The sequence below is a fragment of the Rhodospirillales bacterium genome (assembly GCA_023898785.1).
In the GTDB taxonomy this organism is placed as follows: Bacteria; Pseudomonadota; Alphaproteobacteria; order Micavibrionales; family Micavibrionaceae; genus TMED27.
Genome location: CP060239.1, coordinates 839,711 through 863,144 on the forward strand (window position 1 = coordinate 839,711; position 23,434 = coordinate 863,144).

Consider the following 23,434-nt stretch of genomic DNA (forward strand, 5'->3'; position numbering starts at 1 on the left):
ACTTTTACAATTAAAACTTACACGCAGGATCATCTGATGGAGGGTTTGGCAGCACCTCAACGCCAGATTTAGTGTCTAATTCTATACCAAATTCTTTTGCATCTTTTTCTATTTGTTCGATCCGCATATTCATGCCTGATAATTTTCCGTTCCCTGCCGTAGCAACTGCAGGCATTCTTTCATGGAATCTATTTTCGCTAATCGTATTACGATCTTCGACATACTGCGCGTAACTTATAGGCTTTTTATCTGCAAATTCTTCGTCAAATTCTTGCTTGGTATATAATTTGATGTCATCACCAATTAAAACATGATCATGCACTGCATACATTCCCTCTTTTGCATTGAGCAAAATTGGATCATCAATAACGTGCATATCCATAACACGATTAATTGAAGCAATTAGCGACGATTCATTATATTCCGCTGTCAAACTTAAACACTTATCAAGATCACCAGCCATGTTTACACCTTCTTGTTGTTTATTCCTCACGTATTACCTTTATTGACGGGCCTGATGTTCTTTGTTTAAATGCGCAGCCCGCGCCACGTTAAAATTATAAATTTAAGGTCTTAAAATAGAGTTAAAATGAAGCCTCGTACGTTGTTTGAAAAAATCTGGGATGATCATGTCGTCGACCGCCAAGAAGACGGGACGTGTTTGATCTATATCGACCGGCATCTGATCCATGAAGTGACCAGTCCGCAGGCCTTTGAAGGCTTGCGCATGGCCGGGCGCAAGGTTCGCCGGACTGAAAACACGCTGGCGGTGATGGATCATAATGTGCCAACCACGGACCGCAGCCAGCCGATTGAGCAGGAAGACAGCCGCATCCAGATTGAAACGCTGCGCAAGAACTGCGCCGAATTCGGCGTGATGCTCTTTGATTTGCATGACCAGCGCCAAGGTATCGTCCACATTATCGGCCCGGAGCAAGGTTTTACTCTGCCCGGCATGACGATTGTTTGCGGCGATTCCCATACTTCAACGCATGGCGCTTTTGGTGCGCTGGCCTTCGGTATTGGCACCAGCGAGGTCGAACACGTACTGGCGACGCAAACGCTGATCCAGAAACCCGCCAAAACGATGCGCATTACCGTTGATGGCGCCCTGCCCGATGCCGTCACGGCCAAGGATATGATTTTGGCGATTATAAGCAAGATTGGCACGGCGGGCGGGACGGGCTATGTGATTGAATATGCGGGTGAAGCTGTGCGCGCCCTTTCCATGGAAGGGCGGATGACAATCTGCAACATGTCGATTGAAGCCGGTGCGCGCGCCGGGCTGGTGGCACCGGATGAGACAACATTTGCCTATATCAAGGGCCGGCCGATGGCGCCGAAGGGCGAGGATTTCGACAAGGCTGTAGCCTACTGGAAAACCCTGCCCAGTGATGAAGGGGCGACCTACGATAAAGAAGTGGTGCTGGAGGCCTCTGAAATAGCGCCGACCGTGACCTGGGGGACTACGCCTGAGGATGTGGTGCCCATTACCGGATGTGTGCCCTCCCCGGATGATTTTGCGGATGCCAATAAACGCGCGTCAGTCCAGCGGATGCTCGAGTATATGGGCCTTGAACCGGGTACAAAGATGACTGATATCCCGGTGGACAAGGTGTTTATCGGGTCGTGCACCAATGCGCGAATTGAGGATTTGCGCGAAGTTGCACGTATTGCAGAGGGCAAAAAGGTCTCCGAGGGCGTCGAGGCGATGATTGTCCCCGGCTCCGGACTTGTCAAAGCGATGGCGGAAGAAGAAGGTCTTGCCGATATTCTGATTGAAGCCGGATTTGACTGGCGCGAGCCGGGCTGTTCGATGTGTCTGGGGATGAACCCGGATCAATTACAGCCGGGAGAGCGCTGCGCCTCGACATCCAATCGCAACTTTGAAGGGCGTCAGGGCAAAGGCGGGCGGACACACCTGCTTTCCCCGGCCATGGCCGCAGCGGCGGCGATTACCGGCAAGCTCACGGATGTGCGGGAGTTATAGGCCGAGTTTTTCCAAAGATGTGGTGTAGCGTACAGAAACGCTGGACTCCTCGCCAACGCTGGACTTGAATTTGAAGCCTTCGACATTGCCTATGAAGGGAATTCTGGAGCTTTCGAATTTGATCTTATTCTCTTCCCCAGCTTCGGCCTTAAATTTTATGCCTTCAACTTCACCAACAAAGGGCATGGTGCTGGTTGAATATTCAACGCCTTTATTGCCGCGATCAACGCGCAGCCCTTTAACATACAAATCCGTATCGCCGTCAATGAGTTTCCAGGTTGATTTAAGCTGCTTGTTATAAGGAATTTTGGCAAGAATTTTATCGGCGTAGTCCTCGCCCTCTTCGCTTTTCGCTAAATTTCCGCTTAACGTTTGGTCAGCGCCTAGCGGCGTGTCTGTTTCAGCGGCGCTTATTTCTATTGGCATGCGCTCTCCCGCGCCTGTATTTAAGCGATAATCATAGGATGGGTCGTTCCATTGAAATGCATTTTGAGCCGAAGATATGGTGAAAACAGGTAACGCTGTGCGATAAGCCGCAATCTCTTCGGCATACACATTTCCAGCGAAAAACGCCAGAAAACAAGATACAGTTATGATCTTCTTTTTATTTTTTATGTCACGCACATAATTATTATAACAAATAAAATATATGCCCACCAATTTCATATGCGCTGCAACGCAATATCAGCGCGGGATTCAGAAGCCCTTACTCCCGGAACAACTGTCTATTGACGTTAAAATTCCAAACGGAACTGCATGCCCGCGGCGGGGGAGATGCGGTTAAGTTCACTGGCAAGCGGCGATGGCCTGTTTGCAGACATCGCGTCTTTGGCTACAAACAGCTCCAGAACGCCCTCTTCTTCATCATGGCCAGCGAACGACACAATCAACTTCTTGTCTTCTTTGTCATAGGAGATGCCGTGATCCGCTTTGTTCTCAGGCGCCTTATAAGTCTGCGCTTCTCCTGCATGCGCCGAGATCTTGACCATAGTCGCCAAGAAAGCCAGCAGCATTAGCAATCCAATCGAATTTTTCATTTGTTTTGCCCTCTTTTTATGGTTTTGTTACGCAGCGATGACAAATAGCGTATCGCAATAAGCATAAAATTTTACTAAAACACTATGGAAAATAAATGGCCTGATAATTTTGACTTGCGTGATGCGCCTGAAATCGGTAACCGGTTTCGGGGCTTTATTGCTGAACAGCTTGAGGCGCTGGCACTTTATGATCAAAAGCGCAAGGACAATGCCTCTGCGGAAGTGATCTATATTTTCCATGAACATGCACAGCGGGTGGCGAAGAATGTAAAGCGCACATGCCTGCATATGGGGCTAAGTCCTCTTGTAGCGGAGAACATGTATTGGGCTGTTTTGCCGCATGATATTGGCAAGCGTTTGCTGCCGGTTGAGCTTTGGGACCAGGAAGAAAAACCAAGCGGACGTGTAAAAAAAGTGCGCCGCTTACATACGCTGCTGGGCGCACAAATCGTTCAGGAAATCTTTCCTGATATAGAACATCCTTTTAAGGACCTGATGATGGATATTATGCGTTATCACCATGAGCAGATGGATGGGAATGGTCCCCATGGTGTAATGGGCGACCAGCTCTCAGCGCCGGTGCGGCTGGCGGCGATTGTCGAAGCGTATGACGGCTGGCGGATCTGGCGGCCACATTTTGGGACCCGCGATATTTCTTCGCCAGGCGTCTTAAAACGCATGCGCGAGGAAAAAGGCGCGGAAGTTTTTGATATGGTGTTGTTTGAAGCCTTTGCCAAAATGAAAATGGACGATTATAAAGAAGGCCAAATCTTACAGGATAATTAAATTATGAAGCCATTTAGCACACTTAAGGCCGTGGCCGCGCCGCTGGAGATGATTAATGTCGATACCGACATTATTATCCCGAAACAATTTCTTAAGACCGTGAAACGAACGGGTCTGGGCGTGAACGCGTTTTATAACATTCGTTATGACGATGATGGTGCTCCCCTGCCCGACTTTGTACTGAACAAACCGGAATATACCGAGGCAGAGATTTTGATCACGGGTGAGAATTTCGGCTGCGGCTCGTCGCGTGAGCATGCGCCATGGGCACTGCTGGATATGGGATTTCGTTGCATCGTCGCACCGTCTTTTGCCGATATTTTCTTTAATAACAGCTTTAAAAACGGCATTTTGCCGATTGAATTGCCACAATATCAGGTGGACCAGTTGATGGGCAGCGCCAAGAACGACCCCGATGGTGAAATTGAAATAGATTTAGAAAAACAGACTATTACGCGCGGAAACAAGTTTACATTCGCATTTGATATTGACCCGTTTCGGAAATATTGCCTTTTGAACGGGCTGGATGATATTGGCCTGACGTTGGGAAAAGGCACGGCGATTGATAATTTTGAAGACAAGCGCACCAGCAAACAGCCCTGGATGTAGCCGAGCGATGATCCCGCCTTTCAAAAAGAAAAAACCGCATAAAACCCGCGAGGGAAAAATCGCGCTGACGCTAAAAGCGCATGCCATTGATACGGTCATTGATATTGGTGCAAATAACGGTCAAACGCGGGATTACTTACGGTTTGGCGGATATGAGGGAGATATTATCTCTGTCGAGCCGCTGCCTGCCTTACAAAGAACGCTCCAAAACAAGGCCAAGCGTGACCCATGCTGGAGCGTTTTGCCACCACTGGCGATTGGAGATCACGACGGAACATGCCTTATGAATGTGTCCGAAGCGAGCGATATGAGCAGCGCCCTGCCCTCCTCCAGCGCGCTTATGAGCGCTTTGCCGAAAACCCGCGTGGTGGAGCAAGTTGAAGTGCCGATGAAAACGCTTGATACGCTTCTGTCTGATTTGAATTTGGAAGGCAGGAATGTGTTCGTGAAAATGGATACGCAAGGCTATGAAATGCGCATTTTGGAGAATGCGCCGATGGCTCTGCCCGCCCTTAAAGGGCTACAGCTTGAGCTTTCACTGTTTGAACTTTATGAAGGCGAAACGCTTTATGACGACATTATCGCGTTTTTGAAAACGCGCGGGTTTCACGCCCATATGATTGTTGAGAATAACTTTTCACGCAAATTAAACCGCCAGCTTCAGGTGGATGGTATTTTTTATAAGGATTAAACATGACCCAAAAACTTGTCGTACTTCCCGGTGACGGGATTGGCCCGGAGATTGTGGCGGAAGCGCTGAAAGTGCTTGAATGGCTGCGCGAGCATGCCGGGCTGGAGGTTGAGGTCGAGCATGATTTGATCGGCGGGCAGGCCTATGACGCCTATGGCACACCGTTTGCCGATGAAACGCTGAAAAAATGCCGGAGCGCGGACGCGATTTTGATGGGCAGCGTTGGCGGGCCGAGGTGGGACGGTGTGGATTACGACAAGCGCCCGGAAGCGGGGCTTTTGCGTATACGCAAAGAGCTGGATCTGTTTGCGAATTTGCGCCCGGCGCTTGTGTTTGACGCGCTGGTGGATGCCTCTTCATTGAAGCCTGAGATTGTGAGGGGGCTGGATATATTGATCGTGCGCGAGCTGACCGGCGGGGTGTATTTCGGAGAGCCGCGGGGGATTGAGAATCTGGGGGGTGGTGAGCGCCGTGGGTTTAACACACAGACCTATACGAGCGGCGAGATTCAGCGTATTGGCCGGGTGGCGTTTGATCTGGCGCGTACCCGCTCAACTCGCTGGCATTCCGGCGGATGTGGTAAAGTGACCTCCTGCGAAAAGGCCAATGTGATGGAAAGCGGTAAGCTCTGGCGTGAGGAGATTACTGCTTTGCAGGCGTCGGATTATGCGGATGTTGCGTTGGAACATATGTATGCGGATAATTGCGCGATGCAACTGTGCCGGTATCCGCGGCAGTTTGATGTGATTGTGACCGATAATCTGTTTGGCGATATTTTGAGCGACGAGGCGGCGATGCTGACCGGGTCTTTGGGCATGTTGCCCTCGGCCTCGCTGGGCGCGCCGGATGCGCCGGGGTTGTATGAGCCTGCGCACGGGTCCGCGCCGGATATTGCCGGGCAGAACAAGGCCAACCCCTTAGCGACGATTTTAAGCCTGTCGATGGCGCTGCGCTATTCATTGGAGCGCGCGGACCTTGCCGATTTGATTGAGCAGAGCGTGCAGGCGGTGCTGGATGCAGGCGTGCGCACGGCGGATATTATGAGCGAGGGGTGCCGGGAGGTTTCGACATCCGCGATGGGCGATGCGCTGATTGAGGCGCTTTCGGAAGCCAAGAGTAAGGCGGCCTGAAATTATAGTATTTCCGCTTAAGAATGAGACATTCTCTTTCTATTGTCATCCCGGCGAAAGCCGGGATCTTGTAGTTACATGCAACCAGATCCCGGCTTTCGCCGGGATGACATTTGTGTTTCATGTGTCTCATTCTTAAGCGGAAATACTATATTTGTCATTGCGAGGCGAAGCCGAAGCAATCCAGAAAGCCGGATAGATGTAGATTGCTTCGTCGCTATGCTCCTCGCAATGACGTACGGCGCATAAAAAAAGCCCGGACGCGAGGACCGGGCTTTTTGTTCGTTTCTTAGTAAAATGGATTACATACGATAGGCAAGCGCACAGATAGAATCCACAGATGTAAGGTCATAACTCGTACCAGCTACATCGTTGCCATTGTTATCCTGCGTTGTACCACGGCAGTTTTGCCCATTGTCCGATATGATGGAACCTGTCAATGCATTTCCATCATCGAGACGGCGGTCGATGTTGGCTGCCTGAACACCGGTCACAGCGCCATTACTGCCATCAACCGTCGCCGCGACACCATTCAACACCAGATAAATACCGGCACGGAACTCCGTTCCATCAAAACCGTTCAATGTCCCGGTACGGGTATCGCCGACCATAAAACCACCGCCAATAGACGCCGTCGGGTTAGTCACGCCCATGGCCGCCGTCTGTCCAGAACCGTCCATGCCGGTGATCAGACCCGCCGCAAGCATCTGGCCGAAAAAGGCAATGCCTTCGTCTGCAGGCGCCTCGCCAACATTCTCATCAATAATTCCGTTATTTGCAGTAGCAGAAATATCTATTCCACAAGCACTGGTGTTGGGACAGTTGGCAAGACGCGCCGTTGCACTTCCCATATCGCCCGGAATCGCGTTAAACTGGTCTCTGAACGTGTTATAAGCCGCCCCGAGAGATTCCATCTGCGAAGCCGTGGATGTTACACGGGCGTTGGTGATCAGTTCCTGACCTTTCAAGATCCCGCCGATCAACAGACCGATGATGATCATCACGACCGCAAGTTCGACGAGGGTAAAGCCCTGCTCGTCCTTGCGCATTGTTTGAAGTGTTGTGTTCATTCGTAAAATCTCCTCAAAATTTAAAAATGGATATAAAGGTTTTAGGTGGGATGATTTGACTTGAGCTTCCCCGATTCAAATCATGTGAAATAGTATACACATAATCCCCCCACAAAAACAGTCCCTATGGTTTCATGATCGCTTCAATTTGATGAATATTTTATTAATAATGCCAGATACTTACACTCAAGGCGCGTTCTGAACATATCAAAAAAACAAAGTGATCAATTTGTGTTTTGAGGAGTTTTTTTGCGGTATTGGCTTGGGGCCTGATTTGCAAGCTCTTTGAAGACGCGATTGAAGGATGGCAGGGAATTAAAGCCTACATCTTTGGCGATGGCCTGAATTGTGGCATCCGTTTCGCGCAAGAGCTGTTTTGCGTCTTCGATGCGCCGCTCATTCATCAATTGGGGAAAAGATTTTTGGAAATGTGCGTTGATGACCCGCGAAATTATGGTTTCGGAAGTCTCGCACTCTCGCGCGAGGTCAGCGCGGGAATAGGTTGGTTCCTGGTATACTTTTTCAAATTTTAACAGGCCTTCAATCTTTTCGGCCAAATCGCGTTCTTCTTCGCTCAAATTTTCCGCTGAAGCGCCGGTTTGGGCGGCGGGGCCCTGATTACGCGGGATGATGCGCAAAAGGCTGGTGCTGACCAGATAGGCAAAGCCAATCCCCAGGATATTGCGTAACATTAATGCTTCATCGGGGGAGATATATTGAGTCAGACTTAGCAGCATTGTGAGCAAAAACAGCGTATTGAGCGCAATGAGCGAAAAAATGAGCCAGTAGCGCTCTTTACCGAATTTTTGCTTGTGCAGCGTTTTCATGAGCTGTTTTTTGCTAAAAATCACCAAAAGGCTAATGGTTCCGGCCATGAGGCCCGTGACTTTCAGTAATTCGTGCATGGCCTCGCAGTTTTTGAAATCTTCACAGCCGATTGCGCTGCCGGCTGATAAAACCGAGAGCATAAAGCTTAAAGGCAGGAGCAAAAGCACCCAATAATCGCGCAAGGGTGGGGTTGTGTTCATATCGGAGAGTTGAACGACCAGAAGAACGCTTAACGGCGGGCCGGAAAACCATAAGAACCACTGCATGAGGAAATAATAATCGCCCTCAAATTGCAGACGGTTTTGCGCCAAATCCGCGGTGAAAGCGGCGGCCAGAACCAGAAAATACACTAACGGCAGACCGGCGCGCAAAACCATGCCCGAGCGCAATGTGATATGTACGATCAAATATGTACATTGCACCACGCCGATCAGCGCGAGTATTTCAGGTAATGAGAAGCTAATCTGGTTCATTTTGTTAAAATAAGAATACTTAATTCAGGGCGCGCCCTATTATTTATAATCTTTGCAAAGCGGATCTAATGCGGCCTCTTCGGGGCTTAAAATCTGTTCGCAAATATAGGCCAGTGTCGCATTGACCTCGTTGGGATGCAAGTTCGCGCCTTCGGTTTTTAAGAGATTTACCATCATTTCATAGGCGGCCTGCCTTTCGCCCTGAGCGGTCAGGATAAAAATCGGCATCTGGCGCGCCCAAACCGCCATATCGGGATTATCATAGGCGGCCAATTTTTGCGCCAGCTCAAGGGCGCGGTTCATATCGTTCATGCGGTAGCGGGCCAGAAAGACGGCATGGCTCATAAAACGCCATTTTTCTCCGCTGCCATCACCGGCAGCCAGTTCCAGGTAATCGACGATAGCAGCAATTTTTTCTGGTCTGCTGCGCAGTCCGCCAAAGAAATATCCGGCGACAAAGGGCGTAAAGCTGGAGTGCGGGTCAAGCTGGTGTTGCAGGCGAAACCAACGGCCGAGGGCATTATAGTCATATTCACCAAGGTTGATAATACGCCCGCCGGTATCGCCCATATTCTGGATCATCAGGCCATAACCGCGATAGGCCAGTTGTGGATCGCCAAGCGATGACCACAGTGCGCCGGACAGGCCGGGCGTTGGCGGGACGTTGCTCCAGCGCGTTTGTATGCTCCGCACCGATGACCAGAGCGCTATATTCAGAGCAATGCTGAGCGTGAATAAAACAAACAAACTCGCTAATGCCGCGTTATGTTGTGAAACGCGCAGCATGATCAGAATTGCCTGCGGCGCATATCAATGAGCGCCGCCAGTAGAATTAGAGATGAATAGATTATTCCCTGCATCAAGATGAAGGCAGGGCCTATGTTTTCATCAGGTCCGTAGACCAGCCAGGAGGTCTGGGTTAACAAGTCCAGCCGCGGCATAACGGATGAAATTGCCTGCATGATCATTTCAAGTATTTTCAGATCGACGGCGTTCTTACCGGAATCGATAATCCCCAGGATTTGCGACATCATGCGCGCCAGGACATAAAAACCAAAAGTCGCAAAGGTGCAGCTCGCGGCACTGGTCAAAATCATGGAAAAAAACAAGGCGACATTGACCATGATTACATTTTCGACGACCAGACTGAGTATCCAGAGTGCGTGACCACCAGAGACCAAATGCGGGGAAAGAGCCATAATGCACAGGCCGGAGATAACGCCCATAAGCGTGGCAATTAATGAAAATCCGGCGGCATATGATAACACAAGTTGCGTTCGTCCGACGGGGCGCGAAAGCATAAACTCGATGTCTCGTGTTTCAAAGCTGCGGCGAATGAAAAAGACGATGAACAGGACAAGGCCGACGATGTTCAGAATGCGGACCGAGCCAGCAGAGAAGACTGCAACGAATTGATCCTGCTCGGTAATTGCCGCAGAGCCGAGGAAAACGGACAGGGACACGGCGGCGGCCAGGAGCACACAAATACCGATGATCAGCTTGTCACGGATCGCTGCTGTGATCACATAGCCTACCAAGGACGGTCCGATCAGGGGAAGCGATTTCATCTACGCCGCCTTAAAATCTCAAAGGACGGCGGTCAGATGAAAACTGACGGTAGAGATCCTTATCGGTGTTATGAACGCTATCGCTTGGGTTATCCAAGATGGTGGCTTTGAGAAAGATCACCAGTTCGGTTTTACTAACGCTGTCATCGTGATCTTTAAAGAGATTGCCGATAATAGGGGCTTCTCCAAGGATTGGCACACCACCATCGGTAACTTGAGCACGGTCCTGCAGCAAGCCACCCATCACAATGGCCTGTCCGGAACGAACTTTTACAACTGAATCAATCTCCTGTACATTGAGCTCAGGAACCAGGCTATCTTCTAAATTGTTACAAGGCGCTCCACATTGCGCTATTATATATGCAATACCGGGGTCCGGTTCTTCACTGACTATACTTGTTACTGTTGGACGAACAGCCATCGAGATCGTGCGGTCTTCAAGATTGATGGAGGGTTGAACATTGACAAGAACGCCTTCCGGAACATTGCGGATTTCAGTATTAACCTCAGTTTGTGCAGTAACACCATCCTGAGTAACATCAATATCAATTTCAAAAAACACCCGATTGGTCGCCACATTCAACACAGCGGGCTGGTTATTCAAAACTGTCAGACGCGGACTGGCCAGGGCCCTTACGGTACCAAACCGGGAGGTCGCAGTAATCAGACTCTGAATATCATTGCCATTATAAGCCGCCGTAAGTAACGGCGTACCAATATTGCTTCCTGAAGCGAAGTCCAAGCTGAACTCACCGGGCAGCCCTACAATATCCCAATCTATCCCTGTTCTGTATTCATCCGACAAGGTCACCTCGAGAACTTTGGCTTCGATCAAGACCTGTGCTGTCACTGCGCGTTTCAGAAGTTTGAGATATTCTTTAATCTCTTTATGCGCTTTTTCAGAGGCGTAAACATTGATCAGGCCGGCCTGCTTGTTGATGGTAAATGTTCCCTCCGGTTCATCTTTTTTACCTCTTGAACTTGATGTGTCGTCATCATCATCTACAGGCAGTGATTCAACACGCAGCGTTGCTTGCGGCGGCTGCACGGCCACTTGCGTTCCATCTTCCGAAGTTGGGGCAACGGCCTGCACGTCCGGGTTCTGCTCGGCAGCCGTGATGCGCGGATCACGTTTTGTTTTTAACGCGCCGGTCTGATTGCCACGAACGATTTGCTCAAGGTTGACCTCAAGCTCCCCCCAGAAATTGGCCTCGCTTTCAGAATCGGCTTCAAAATTAGAACCAGAATCCGTCCCATCGCCGGACACAACTGAAACATTGTTGCTGATGCTGCTTTTTGAGTTACGGATATAGCTCAAATAATCAATTTTGTAGACGCTGTTATAAGGTGTATCGAGTTCAACGCGCAAGATATCATCTTCAAACTTGTAGCGTAGCCCGGCAATATCGGCGATGCGCTCAATTACGACGTCAAAAGGCCTGTTGGTTGCTGTGAAAATGATAGAGCCGCGAATGCGCGGGTCCAGTTCAATATCATAGTCGGCTTGCTGCGCCAATTCATATAAGGCATCGCGCAGAGGCACGGATTGATTGATCTTAATTGAAACCAGAGGCATGGGTTTCATTCGCTCGGATGACTGTGCTACATAAGGCTGCAAATCCGGGATTGCCCCTTGATCAGCCCGGCCTTCATCCGTATCAGGCAGGCGTGTGGCCAGGCCGTCGCGGTAATCCTGCATTTCCATGCTGCCTTCGCGATCTGCTTTAAGCTGGTTTTTGGCCATATCGCAAGACGTCAAAAAGAACGACGAAAATAGCACGCAACAGGTTGAAAGGACGGTGAAGGAGAAACGGTTTTGAACCGGATGAAAAACAATCATGGACCCTAGCCTCGTATAGAACGGTGATGCACAGTGCGAACGCACGTTGCGATTCTCAAATAGCATAGCATATTTTGAAGCAGGATGTAGCTATAAGTTTAAGTGAGTTGCGGCTTTTAATCACCAAACTTTATGCGCGAGGTGTCAATTTGCGTCAGCCCCTTTTCGCCTTTATTATTCTTAGTGGATAATTGGTGTTGGTGTAATTTAATCTTCAGATCAGATGGGCGATCAGAGTTAGACATTGCGGTTTCTTCTGTGATAAGGCCACGAACATACAGATCCATTAAGCATTGATCGAATGTACACATACCCAGTGTTGTGTTTTGCTCCATCACGTCTTTTATTTTTGCGATTTCACCTTTCAGGATCAGTTCACGTACCAGACCCTGGTTGAGCATAATCTCAATGGCGGGGACCATTTTTTGATTTACCCCCATGATCAAGCGTTGAGAAACAATCGCTTTGAGGTTCATTGCCAAATTTAAGCGTACTTGGGCAGCGAGTTCTTCCGGAAAGAAATTGACGATACGTTCAATGGCTTGATAAGCGTTATTTGTGTGAATAGTCGCCAAACATAAATGCCCTGTTTCAGTAATCGTTAAAGCCTGTTCCATTACATCACGATCACGAATTTCCCCGACCAGAATTACGTCCGGGCGTTGGCGCAAAGAATTTTTCATTGCTATGGAAAATGATTCAGTATCTACACCAACTTCACGCTGCGTAACAACGGACTTTTTGTGTTCGTGATAATATTCGATCGGGTCTTCAACTGTGATGATGTGACCTTCGCTGCGCTCATTACGATAATCCACCATTGAGGCCAGCGTGGTCGATTTACCGGAACCTGTGATCCCGGTTACCAGCACAAGCCCCCTTTTTTCCATTGCTAACCGTTCCAGGATAGGTGGTAAGTTCAAATCTTTAAATGAAGGGATTTTTGACACAATACGGCGAATAACGAGCGCAGGAAACTGGCGCTGTTTCATAACATTAATGCGGAAACGCCCTTGCTCCCCCATATCAAGTGCTGTATTTAACTCCATTTTATTTTCAAACTCACGCTTTTGACGTGCCGTCAGGATGCTGTCAAGGATAGCGTCAATATCCTCCAGAACCAGCTTCCTTTCGCTCAGATAAATCATCTTGTCTTCGGCACGCAAGGTCGGAGGCTGTCCGACTGTAAGGTATAAGTCACTTGCCTCATGCTGCCCCATAGACAGCAAATAATTAAGAATGGCCGGAGGTGTCTCTGGAGGTGTCAAAATGAGTACCCCCCGTCTTTCGATCCACTTCCACCTGCTGCGCTCTCATCCAGTTTCGCTCCGCCGAGAGCGGCAGCGGCATATTCATTATCGTCATCGCCATCGTCATTCGTTGTCAAAAGCGTTGCACGGCGCGCTTCGTCTTTATCAATAAGGCCTGCCTCAAACAGATCTGCGATCGCGTCTTGCATTGTAACCATACCGTAGCGTGAACCGGTCTGCATCATGGAATACATTTGCGGTATCTGGTTTTCACGAATCAGGTTGCGCACAGCATTTGTTCCAACAAGTATCTCAAATGCGCCAACGCGCCCCTGCCCATCCGCCTTACGCACAAGAGTTTGTGCTATCACTCCCTGAAGTGAGGAAGCCAACATTGCGCGCACCATTTCCTTGTCCCCGGTCGGAAATACGTCAATCACACGGTCAATGGTTTTTGAAGCTGAGTTGGAGTGCAGGGTAGCGAAGACCAAGTGCCCGGTTTCTGCAGCCGTCAGCGCCAACGAAATCGTTTCATAGTCGCGCATCTCACCAACGAGTATTACATCAGGGTCTTCACGCAACGCACTTTTCAATGCACGCGCAAAAGACTTGGTGTCAGTGCCGACTTCTCTGTGGTTTACCAAGCTTTTTTGTGAGGTATGAAAAAATTCTACCGGATCTTCAATTGTCAGAATGTGCTTAGACATCGTTAAGTTGATATGATTGACCATCGAGGCCAGCGTTGTCGATTTACCAGAACCCGTCGGCCCCGTGACCAAAACAATGCCTTTTTCCAGTTCGGAAAAACGGCGCATTACGGGCGGCAAACCAAGCTGTTCCATTGTTGGGACTTCCGTCGGGATGGTACGGAATACAGCGGAAGCCCCCAGTCTGGATGTAAAGCCATTGACACGAAAACGCGCTTTTTCGCCCAGAGCAATCGCAAAGTCGATCTCCATATTCTTTTCATATTCTGCGCGCTGATCCTCAGTCATAACTGAATAAAGCATGGTGCGAATATCGTCACTGGAAAGCGGATCAGCTTTCACACGCTTAAGCAAACCGCTTACGCGGATAATGGGCGGGCTACCGGCACTTAAATGAAGGTCGGAGGCGTCATTTTGCATCGTAAATGCAAGAAGCTGAGTGAGATCCAAGGATACTCTCCTTTTTATTAGAAACTTGAAGGCAACGTGATTTTTATGCCTATAGATAGTTTTAACGCAAATTTATAAATGGAAAGTAAAGATTTTTGACCTTCCGCTAAAGATTTTAGCGCTTTTTAAAGCGAATGAGAACCTCCCATCAACAAAAGTATAAAAAAGCTGACAATCAGGGCCGGGCCGAATGGGAATAAAGCTTCATTTTTAATTTTCTGCCAAGCCACTCCGAATAAAACACCAAAAATCCCTCCCAGAATACAAAAAATGCCTAAATCTCCTAATCCCAGCCATAGCCCGGCGACTGCAAAAAATTTGACATCCCCCATTCCAAGCGCTTGTTTTTTAAGGATTTTAGTCATTCCAGCCGCCAACAGCCAGGCCAATGTCATATAAACAAGGGCACCACCCAAATGTTCCACTATGCGGCCTTTCATAGTGCCTGGCTCAAGATAAACTTGATACGCGAGGCTTGTTAACCCCAGCATAAAAATGATTGCGACTAAAATATTGGGCAGGGTTTTATGGCGAATATCAATCATGAGCAGCGCCAAAAGGAACGGTAACATCGCCAAGACGATAAAACTCTGCATCATATCCTTCGCCGGGCAAAAAATAAAGATCGAGATGGCGAGCAGTGCGGCGCTTAGCTCCAAAAAAGGATATAAAGCAGGTATACTGGCAGAACAATAACGGCAACGCCCACGCGAAAACAGCCAGGAAAAGAGCGGGATAAGATCACGTACTCCCAGAGTATGATTACAATACGGACATGCAGAGCGCTGGCCAGGGCTGAACACTCCGACGCCGCTTGGCAGGCGGTGGATCATGGCACTGGAAAAACTGCCCATGATCAGACCTAATAATGCGAATACTACAAGCAAGAGGACGCCGAAATCACCCAAAACCAGTGGATTTACGTTCGGCATATCAGGCACGAATCAGCGAAGCTGCGCTAAGCGCTCAAAGACGGTTTCACGAGGAATGCTTTTACTCGCGCCGTAAAGCGTGTCGACCTCCAGTGCCTCTTCATAATAGCGGACAGCTTGCTTTTTATCGCCTGCGCGGTCAGCTATTACAGCCATATTAAATATATGGTTTGCATTATTCGGCTCCATGCTCGCCGCCATACCAAGATAGCGAATCGCATCTGGATATCTCCCTAATTGAGCTTCAATAACAGCTATCTGGGCAATGATTGCGGTACTTCCAGGGTTATCCTCATGCAGCTTTTGTAAGTTTATGAGTGCAACCGCCGGATAACGCCGCCCCATAAGGCCTTGCAGATTGATTTGCGCTTCGACATTGCTTGGACGAATCTCCAGAAGCTCTTCATAAGCCGCAATCGCCTCATCAAAACGGCCCGCACGCTGAAAAGATGTGGCGCGCCCTAAAAGAATATTCGGATCGCGCTTGTTTGTTGCATAGAGCCCATCATATATCTCAAGGGCCGATTCATAGCGCCCCAGTTTTGTAGCGCGCTCAGCTGCAACCAGGCGAGCCTCTTTGCTGTCGGCGTCAAATTTCTTGCGCGTAATAACCAAACGGGAGGCCGGGTTTAGCGCAGGATTAACCTTAGACGGCGCACCCTGACGCGAAAGATCGCTGGTAGGGACGTATGCTTCCGCGTCAAAGAACAAATCTTCATCAAACTCACCCCCGTCTTCGGTCTGACCTTCCGGTAACGCAGGCACTTCTGCCGCCTCTGTAGCTGACATTAAGTCTTGCTCTTCCAGCGGCGCGGCGGGCGATGTAATTTCTTGTATATCCGTTTCCTGCTTTACATCAGACGCTGCGTTCTTTTGTATCAGCAGATCCTGAATTACCGCCTCTTCCTGTGCATTCATTTCAACAGAAAGCTCCTGCGCCCTGTCCAATACCTGCCTTGCCGATTGCGCATGGGCTATGAACGGGCTCAGCCCGACACCTGCTATAAAGCAGACACCTAGACTATAGGTTTTGAGCTTAAAGTGTGAAGGAATTTGGAAACGCCACATCATGATATAAACCTGTCGATAGAAATACTGCCGAAGCAGCAGCGAGGGAATAAAGTGCGAATCAGTAGAACAATACTCGCACTTTCAATGTATCACGCTGCGCTCTTTTGCTCAATAAAATGTAGAAAGGCTTGTTCGAGGGACAAATCACCGGACAGAGCTTTCAGTTTATCCGGTTTTCCGGTAAAGCGAATGGAACGATCATGCATCACAGCAACGCGATCACAGATCTCATCCATATCAGCCAGAATATGAGAGCTCAGGAAAACGGTGCAACCCTTCTGCCTTGCTTCTACAATAAGAGTTTTTACGAGTGCTCTAGCGACAGGGTCTAAACCGCTCATTGGCTCATCAAGGATTAGCAAATCGCAATCCGTCAGTATCGTGGCCAGCACCCCTAATTTTTGACGCATTCCCTTGGAATAGGTATGAACACGCCGGTCAAGAGCCGCTGGGTCAAGGGCTATGCGCTCGGCATATTCTATACACTGCGCATTGGAAATGCTGGTTTTGTACATACGCGCGGAGAATTTTAAAAATTCGAGGCCGGTTAAGAACCATGGCGGCTCAAAGCGCTCTGGCAAAAAAGCCAAACGCTGCTTTACGGCTTTCGTGCCTGCTCTTTGATTAAAGATCAAAATCTCCCCGTCACTAGGCGTACGCAAATCCAAAATTGCTTTAATGAGGGTGGTTTTTCCCGCGCCGTTCAGACCAATCAAACCAAAACATTCGCTTGCCTTTATATTAAGATCGACATCCTGGATAGCCTTAAACGCTCCGTAGGATACGCCGACATTTTTTATACTTAGCGCGTCTTCGGGTTTTTGCTGTTGGACTTTGGCTGTACTCATTGTTTCACCAAACCTAGCCGGGCAAGAATATGCGCGTATCAATATTAAAACGCTGGTGTGGTCGCAAGCGGATTGGGAAAATCTGGTTGGTGTATTCGTCGAACCATTTAAATTCTATATACTCCTTATAGACTCTCAGATCCATAACCTCTTTGGGAATAGCATCCGGAGTTATGCGCTCTTCATTCAGCCAAATTGCCCAGTCTGCTTTACCATGAAAAACAATACCAGACAGGCGAATTTCACGTTCCTCGGGAGGTGGTTTGATTTTTTCGCCAATATCCTCACGCTGTTTCAAATCTTTCGCAAGCTCACTATCTGTTACATTGCGCGTGTCACCGACATATCGGCGAGCGTCCTGAATTGCAACATGTTCCCAATGCGTAAAAAGGATAGAATCGTATTGTAAGGGATCAAATCCTTTCTTCGAATTTGCATCTTTGTCAGCAGACGTTTGATTTTCCGAAAGGGTTTCGGTCGCCGCCGTCGGCGTTTCTCGCTGCACAGATTGAGCGCGCGGCATTACCGCAAACCCGAAAGACATCACAACAATACCTAAAAGAAGAAGGATATAGTATCTCATTATTTCCCCCCTCCGTTAATGACGCTCGCCTCTGGGATCATTGTACGCCACATCAACTCGACCTGCGCGCCCACAAGCGATGGGTTTTTGCCGTTTGCAATTGCCCGCAGCACCGTTCCAGTTACATCGGCTTCTCTTTTTAAGCTAATTTTTTCGACAGACAAATGCCCTGGGAAGTAATTTTCAGCCAAAAACAGATAATGAAAAATATTCACATCATCAAATGCCTCTAGGCGAATTTCGACAGGACTTCTAAGAATTTTATGCTCAGCTTTTTGCGCTTCGGGATTATCTTCTATTGAGCCGGATTTTACGCTGGCAATAGCTTTTGAAACCCCTGAGTTTTTTTGTATGACGTTGAACATTTTTTCAGCCTGGCGGCGACTTTGGTCTTTGAAGAATCCGCGCCTTACCAGTTTCTCGAATTCTTCTTTCTGATCTTCCAGTTGTTCAAATTCAACCTGCATCCGATTAATGTCCGTGCGCAACGTAGAAACAGTGCCACGCAACCCTCTTAATTCGCGCTCCTTAACTTGTATTTCAGGGATGAAATATAAATACAAACCAGCAGCCAGAAATGCGTTGAGCAACAACAAAGCAGCCAACACAAAAATACGTTTTATACCCAAAACTGCGATCATTCTTTCGCGGGCCCCCTTATAAGAATTTCTGCCACAAAGTCTTGTTGAATATCCTGTTTTTCAAGATCTCCCGCCTCAACAATAAGACCTTCGGTATATTCATAATCCTTGAGGAATTTAGTCACCTCAACTTTGTAACCCGGCAGCAGACTTTCAATACGTACGCTCAAATCGGCAACCTCTTTATTCCCCTTATCGACATTTGCCGTCGATGGATATGTCATTTTCATGCGCGTTTCAAATCTTGGTTGCGACTCATTTTTAACTGCGCTCCACACATTCTGCGCAATCGTAGGCTTTACTTTCTTTATCTCAATACTATCAATACGCAAGTCCTTACCCAGAGCCTTGCCGACCTTCTGAAAGACGGTAAGAATCGGAATGCGGTCATCTTCAAACTCCTTATGAACAGCAAGCGCTCCTTGAACAAGGCGAGCATCGAAGCCAACCTTATCAAGACGCTGAACCTCACGCTGATATTGTGCATCGAGTTGTGATTTATTGCGCTTCAAACCTTCAATATCAGACACCAGAGATGCCAGCGATCCAGCACTTGATACAACCTGATAGCCCAGGAACGCAGATCCACACAACAGCGCCATTCCGACAAGCATCGCTACTTGACGCGGTTTTGAGACTTCATCAACCTGCGTTGCCTTCATCGGCAACACGAAACTTCCCTTCCGACCAGCCCAAGCCACATGCAGAACATCGGCATAACGCATATCGGCTTGACGGCCTATATTCACCCCTAACGCTCTGGCGGCGTCATCCACGCCCAAAATATGAAGATCATAGTCTTCATCAAATATAGAGCGCAAAGCTTCAGCCGGCGCAGGATTTGCTATGACGAACACATCCAATCCATCAGCGGGATCATAACCAAAACGTGAAAGATAGCTGATGGTTGATTTAAATTCCTGATACAATTCAGATGCCCATACTTGAGGATCATCATCCTTCTCAGCAATAGGACTCATCCGTGTAAGCGCTAGCTCACCGTTTTTTGTCAGAACCTGACGCAGGCTTCCATTCTGATGCTGACCAATAAAAATGGACCATACATTCTTTTTACGTCCCTTTTTGGCCCCGATCTTACCTGACAAGGCTTTGACCATATCGGAGGATTCAATCGGCAGCAGACAAAATGCCGCAACAGAGGCCATTGATTTTTTAGTTGATTCAATCGTTTTGGTAATCTGATCGTTTCCAGCAACGGCTGCAAATATATAAATATCAGCAGCAGGCTGAGAGTCAGTCTTCGCCACCTTTTCCTTTAAAGGAAACGCCGCGCGAATTGGATAATGAGGAAACGCTACATTAAGTTTGCGCTTAACCATTGACGCTTTATCAACCATCCCTACACCGGTGCGCACCACCCGCTCCTTGCGGTAATGCTGCTCTACCATATCATTGAGAATCAAAACCGGTTTTTTACCACAATCTTTGGCAATAATGCTGGCGACGTTTTTCTCAAAATTTTCCGCTTCCCATGGAATCGTATCGATAAGCTTTACGCCAGGTCCTCTAACTGTATAGATAGACAAAAATTCGTCGGAAACGAGCAATACTGTACGATTAGGAGCAAGAAAAGAAAGTGACATCGGTACTTAAAAATCCATAAAGTTTCCAAGGTTCATGTAGATTGGTCCCAGGCTGCCTGCAGCAATCCAAGCAATGATGAGTCCGAGTATAGCAGTTAATGTCGGCTGAATCATCTCAATTAACGCTTCAATCGCTTCATTTACATCATGTGTATAAAAATCAGAGACCTGATCAAGCACCGGTGTTAGATTCCCGGACTCTTCTCCGACCTTAACCATACGTACAACCAGACTTGGAAATTCACCACTTGCATTAAATGCTTCGGACAATGCACTTCCTGCCTTCACGTGACCTTCAACGCTTTCCATGGCATCCAGCATCATCAGGTTTGTCACGGTCGCTCGCGAGTTTTCCAGCGCGCTGATTACATTGATCCCGCTTGCATAAAGCGCACCAAATGTTTGAGCATAGCGCGCAATAGAAATTTTGCGAATAAGCGGGCCAACCACGGGGGCATTCAGCCACCACGAATCAAGCTTATAGGCTATAGCGTCTGAGCTGTGGCGCAAAAGCTTTACCGTTCCAAAAATAATCACCGGAACAACCATGACAATAATCGAGCCATATACAGGCACCCCAAAGAAGTGAAACTGGGGCTCAACCATAAAGTCAGATGTCGCAATTAATGCAATCGTGAACCATGGCAGATCAAGATCTAGGAACCTTAAAAAGCCTACAATCTGCGGCACGACTATACTCATCATAAACACAACGGTCAAAATAACCACAACGCTGACGATGATGGGATAGCGCGTAGCCTTTCTGATTTTGGCCTGAATGACATCAACCCATTTCAAATATTTTATGAGTTGGAGGTATGAGGCTGTTAAATCCCCTGTTTCTTCTCCGGCTTCGACCAAGGAGATATAAAGCGGCTTAAAGACTTTGGGATGCTTATTCATCGCCTCAGACAACGCCGCGCCGTCAGATACATCGCGAAAAATTTCTGACATTATATCACGCAGACCATCATGCTCGGTTGAATCGCGCACATCAGAAAGCGCATCAAGCAACGGTACGCCTGCGCTTTGCATCTGCTCCAATTGTACAAAAAGCTGAATAACATCGCGAAGCTTGATTTTCTTTTGACCAATCTGGCCAAAACCGCCCTTAGACTTGGTTGACTGTGCAGAGCAATCCACCAACTCAAGCCCGGCAGACTGGAGTTGCTTGTAAAGGTCAACCTCACTATTGGCCGCAATGTTACCGCGAATGGGCCGACCTTTAGAGTTTATTGCTTTGTACTTATAGCGTGGTATGATTCAGGATCCTTTACATGAAGTGAAAATCACCGTCTTATATCAACGACTTTGGCGAGCGCCTCCAGGGATGTAACCCCTTCCAGAACTTTTAGAATGCCATCGTCTTTCATGCTTTTGAAGCCTTTTTTCACGGCCATGGCTTTTAACTCAGCCTTATTTGCACCGCGCGCGAGCAATTCATCCATTTCTTCATCGAATGTCAGGATTTCAACAACGGCTGTCCGCCCTTTATACCCGCTGCCGCTACAGCTATCGCATCCGCCCTGCCTTGCGCGATAAATTGTTGGCATATTTGCTGGATCAGCACCCAAAATCTCACATTCTTGTGCATCAGGCTGGTACGCTTCTTTACAGACCGGACACAATCTGCGCGTCAGGCGCTGTGCAAAAACCGCAACGATAGCTCCGGCAACCATGCCAGGCTTCAACCCCAGATCGAACAGACGAGGAATTGCGCCGAATGAATCGTTTGTGTGCAGCGTTGTATAAACCTGGTGCCCTGTCATCGCAGCCTTTAACGCCATGCCAGCCGTTTCACCATCACGAATTTCACCGATAAAGATGATGTCCGGGTCCTGACGCAAAAGCGCTTTGATGCCATCTGCGAATTCCAGTACGCCTTCACGCACGTGCGTCTGGCGAATCATCGGCAAAGAATATTCCACCGGGTCTTCAAGAGTCTGGATATTCACCTCGACATCGTTAATTTCATTCAACATGGAATAAAGCGATGTCGTTTTCCCAGAGCCGGTTGGACCCGTTACGATAATAATACCTTCGGGCTTACTTTGTGCCTGACGAATCAGATTGCGGTTATGATTGCTAAAGCCGAGTTTTTCCATCGGCATAATGCTTTCACTCTGATCCAGAACACGCAGTACGATGTTTTCACCGTGCACCGTCGGCAGAGAAGACACGCGGAAATCGGCCTCGCGCCCCCCGACATGCATACCGAAACGCCCGTCTTGCGCACCTAATTTATCCGCTATATTCATGCCGGACATAATCTTGATGCGTTGAGAAATTCCGCTCCAATGCTGTTTATGCAGAATTTGCGCTGTAAAAAGCACACCATCCTTGCGATAACGCAGACGAATAAAGTTTTCTTCCGGTTCGAAGTGCAAGTCAGATGCACCAATCTTTACAGCTTCAAAAACCAACGCATTTACAAGACGTACAATCGGGTGTGAAAATGCTTCGCTTTCATCTAGGGACGCTACATCTTTTTGCTCTTTCCCCTCTTCAAGCTCTTGCAAGATCGCGTTGACCGAGCTGGCATACCCATAAGCTGCATCAATCGCCTCACTCAGGATTTTCGGCGTACACACCATCGGCTTGACTGTCAGCCCCTTGGGAATGAAGCGGCGAAGCATATCCATAGCAACAATGTCGTAGGGGTCCGCCATAGCTACCTTGATGTGGTGCTCGCTCATAGATACCGGCAATACCTTATGCTTGGCAGCTTCTTCCTTGGTAATCAGCCCTAAGACCTCGCCATCAAAAATTGTATTTTGCGGATCAAAGAGTTCAACGCCAGAACTTTGAGCAATAAAAGCGCTCAACGTCTCTTCATCAATAAACCCCAGGTCAACCATGACCTCACCGAGCATCTTGCCAGTAATTTTCTTTTCCTGAAGAGCCACGTTCAGCTGATCTTTGGAAATCAATCCCATCTCAACCATACGATCGCCGATGCGCCCTTTTCTGCGTAGATCATCGTCCTCTTCAGATTCATTTATAGTAATATTACGACTGTACGTCTTGAGAGCATGGCCCGTATCTTGTCTCTGCTGTTGTGATTGTGATTGTGATTGCTGCGTTTGATTTTCACGCGCAGGCACAAAACGCGCAGGAAGCTGCGCAGCGCTTTTTTCATTTTCAGAATTAGGCAGATTTTGATCAATGACTTCAACCTGAACAGGCTCTGCATCTTCTTCTAATACGAGTCCATGAAAAGTCTCTGATATCGGCGCCTCTGTTGCCTTTACAGACTTAGATTCCTTAACAATGATACCCTCAATGGGTTCTTTATCGTCCCTATGGATCATTTTTATGCTCTCTAC

The 23,434-nt window shown here is 48.3% G+C and carries 23 protein-coding genes; 5 read left to right on the forward strand and 18 right to left on the reverse strand.

From position 1 onward, the window contains the following. Positions 1-10: 10 nt before the first annotated feature. Positions 11-463 (reverse strand): hypothetical protein, encoded by a 453-nt coding sequence (locus H6859_04380; protein USO06425.1) that lies wholly within the window; start codon positions 461-463, stop codon positions 11-13. Positions 464-589: 126 nt separating this feature from the next. On the opposite strand from H6859_04380, the gene leuC reads away from it, so the two are divergent. Further along, positions 590-1,990, forward strand: coding sequence for a 3-isopropylmalate dehydratase large subunit (gene leuC / locus H6859_04385; GenBank protein USO06426.1), 1,401 nt, complete (start codon positions 590-592; stop codon positions 1,988-1,990). Here leuC and H6859_04390 read toward each other — a convergent pair. After that, positions 1,985-2,614 carry a hypothetical protein gene (locus tag H6859_04390; protein USO06427.1) on the reverse strand — a complete coding sequence of 210 codons (630 nt, stop codon included), beginning with the start codon at positions 2,612-2,614 and terminating at the stop codon, positions 1,985-1,987. The two genes, leuC and H6859_04390, sit on opposite strands and share 6 nt — an antisense overlap. Before the next feature lie 110 nt (positions 2,615-2,724). Continuing rightward, entirely contained in the window at positions 2,725-3,027 is a 303-nt protein-coding gene (locus H6859_04395) for a hypothetical protein (GenBank protein ID USO06428.1), read from the reverse strand. A gap of 84 nt (positions 3,028-3,111) precedes the next feature. On the opposite strand from H6859_04395, the gene H6859_04400 reads away from it, so the two are divergent. Genes H6859_04400 through leuB form a run of 4 tightly spaced genes read left to right on the forward strand, consistent with a single transcriptional unit; the run spans position 3,112 to position 6,243 of the window. Next, positions 3,112-3,813 carry an HD domain-containing protein gene (locus tag H6859_04400; GenBank protein ID USO06429.1) on the forward strand — a complete coding sequence of 234 codons (702 nt, stop codon included), beginning with the start codon at positions 3,112-3,114 and terminating at the stop codon, positions 3,811-3,813. A 3-nt stretch (positions 3,814-3,816) separates the two neighbouring features. Beyond that, positions 3,817-4,422 (forward strand): 3-isopropylmalate dehydratase small subunit, encoded by a 606-nt coding sequence (leuD, locus tag H6859_04405; protein USO06430.1) that lies wholly within the window; start codon positions 3,817-3,819, stop codon positions 4,420-4,422. A gap of 7 nt (positions 4,423-4,429) precedes the next feature. Next, entirely contained in the window at positions 4,430-5,113 is a 684-nt protein-coding gene (locus tag H6859_04410; GenBank protein USO06431.1) for an FkbM family methyltransferase, read from the forward strand. Positions 5,114-5,115: 2 nt separating this feature from the next. Continuing rightward, positions 5,116-6,243, forward strand: a complete 1,128-nt coding sequence (gene leuB, locus H6859_04415) for a 3-isopropylmalate dehydrogenase (GenBank protein ID USO06432.1) — start codon at positions 5,116-5,118, stop codon at positions 6,241-6,243. Between the two features lie 302 nt (positions 6,244-6,545). On the opposite strand, the gene H6859_04420 is transcribed toward leuB, so the two are convergent. From H6859_04420 to tadA, 15 genes are all read right to left on the reverse strand, one after another. Further along, positions 6,546-7,313, reverse strand: coding sequence for a prepilin-type N-terminal cleavage/methylation domain-containing protein (locus H6859_04420; GenBank protein ID USO06433.1), 768 nt, complete (start codon positions 7,311-7,313; stop codon positions 6,546-6,548). Between the two features lie 224 nt (positions 7,314-7,537). Continuing rightward, entirely contained in the window at positions 7,538-8,614 is a 1,077-nt protein-coding gene (locus tag H6859_04425) for a helix-turn-helix transcriptional regulator (GenBank protein ID USO06434.1), read from the reverse strand. 39 nt (positions 8,615-8,653) lie between these two features. After that, the gene (locus H6859_04430; protein USO06435.1) at positions 8,654-9,400 is read right to left on the reverse strand and encodes a hypothetical protein; all 747 of its coding nucleotides are present in this window, start codon (positions 9,398-9,400) and stop codon (positions 8,654-8,656) included. Positions 9,401-9,402: 2 nt separating this feature from the next. Then, a complete protein-coding gene (locus H6859_04435; GenBank protein USO06436.1) occupies positions 9,403-10,182 on the reverse strand; it encodes a hypothetical protein in 780 nt (259 codons plus the stop codon). A 10-nt stretch (positions 10,183-10,192) separates the two neighbouring features. Continuing rightward, entirely contained in the window at positions 10,193-12,022 is a 1,830-nt protein-coding gene (locus H6859_04440; GenBank protein ID USO06437.1) for a type II and III secretion system family protein, read from the reverse strand. A 116-nt stretch (positions 12,023-12,138) separates the two neighbouring features. Continuing rightward, positions 12,139-13,242, reverse strand: coding sequence for a PilT/PilU family type 4a pilus ATPase (locus tag H6859_04445; GenBank protein USO06692.1), 1,104 nt, complete (start codon positions 13,240-13,242; stop codon positions 12,139-12,141). A gap of 44 nt (positions 13,243-13,286) precedes the next feature. After that, positions 13,287-14,429, reverse strand: coding sequence for a type IV pilus twitching motility protein PilT (locus H6859_04450; GenBank protein USO06438.1), 1,143 nt, complete (start codon positions 14,427-14,429; stop codon positions 13,287-13,289). A 125-nt stretch (positions 14,430-14,554) separates the two neighbouring features. Next, positions 14,555-15,337 carry a prepilin peptidase gene (locus tag H6859_04455; protein ID USO06439.1) on the reverse strand — a complete coding sequence of 261 codons (783 nt, stop codon included), beginning with the start codon at positions 15,335-15,337 and terminating at the stop codon, positions 14,555-14,557. Between the two features lie 36 nt (positions 15,338-15,373). Further along, complete coding sequence (locus tag H6859_04460; protein USO06440.1) at positions 15,374-16,432, reverse strand: tetratricopeptide repeat protein; 1,059 nt, start codon at positions 16,430-16,432, stop codon at positions 15,374-15,376. Between the two features lie 89 nt (positions 16,433-16,521). Then, positions 16,522-17,280 (reverse strand): ABC transporter ATP-binding protein, encoded by a 759-nt coding sequence (locus tag H6859_04465; protein USO06441.1) that lies wholly within the window; start codon positions 17,278-17,280, stop codon positions 16,522-16,524. A 13-nt stretch (positions 17,281-17,293) separates the two neighbouring features. Next, positions 17,294-17,863, reverse strand: coding sequence for a hypothetical protein (locus H6859_04470; protein ID USO06442.1), 570 nt, complete (start codon positions 17,861-17,863; stop codon positions 17,294-17,296). Then, on the reverse strand, positions 17,863-18,504 hold the full coding sequence (locus H6859_04475) for a hypothetical protein (protein ID USO06443.1): 642 nt from the start codon (positions 18,502-18,504) through the stop codon (positions 17,863-17,865). The genes H6859_04470 and H6859_04475 overlap by 1 nt, the downstream gene beginning before the upstream one ends. Beyond that, the gene (locus H6859_04480) at positions 18,501-20,108 is read right to left on the reverse strand and encodes a hypothetical protein (GenBank protein USO06444.1); all 1,608 of its coding nucleotides are present in this window, start codon (positions 20,106-20,108) and stop codon (positions 18,501-18,503) included. The genes H6859_04475 and H6859_04480 overlap by 4 nt, the downstream gene beginning before the upstream one ends. A 6-nt stretch (positions 20,109-20,114) precedes the next feature. After that, positions 20,115-21,371 carry a type II secretion system F family protein gene (locus H6859_04485; protein USO06693.1) on the reverse strand — a complete coding sequence of 419 codons (1,257 nt, stop codon included), beginning with the start codon at positions 21,369-21,371 and terminating at the stop codon, positions 20,115-20,117. A 26-nt stretch (positions 21,372-21,397) separates the two neighbouring features. Continuing rightward, positions 21,398-23,419 carry a Flp pilus assembly complex ATPase component TadA gene (tadA, locus tag H6859_04490; protein ID USO06445.1) on the reverse strand — a complete coding sequence of 674 codons (2,022 nt, stop codon included), beginning with the start codon at positions 23,417-23,419 and terminating at the stop codon, positions 21,398-21,400. Positions 23,420-23,434 lie beyond the last annotated feature (15 nt).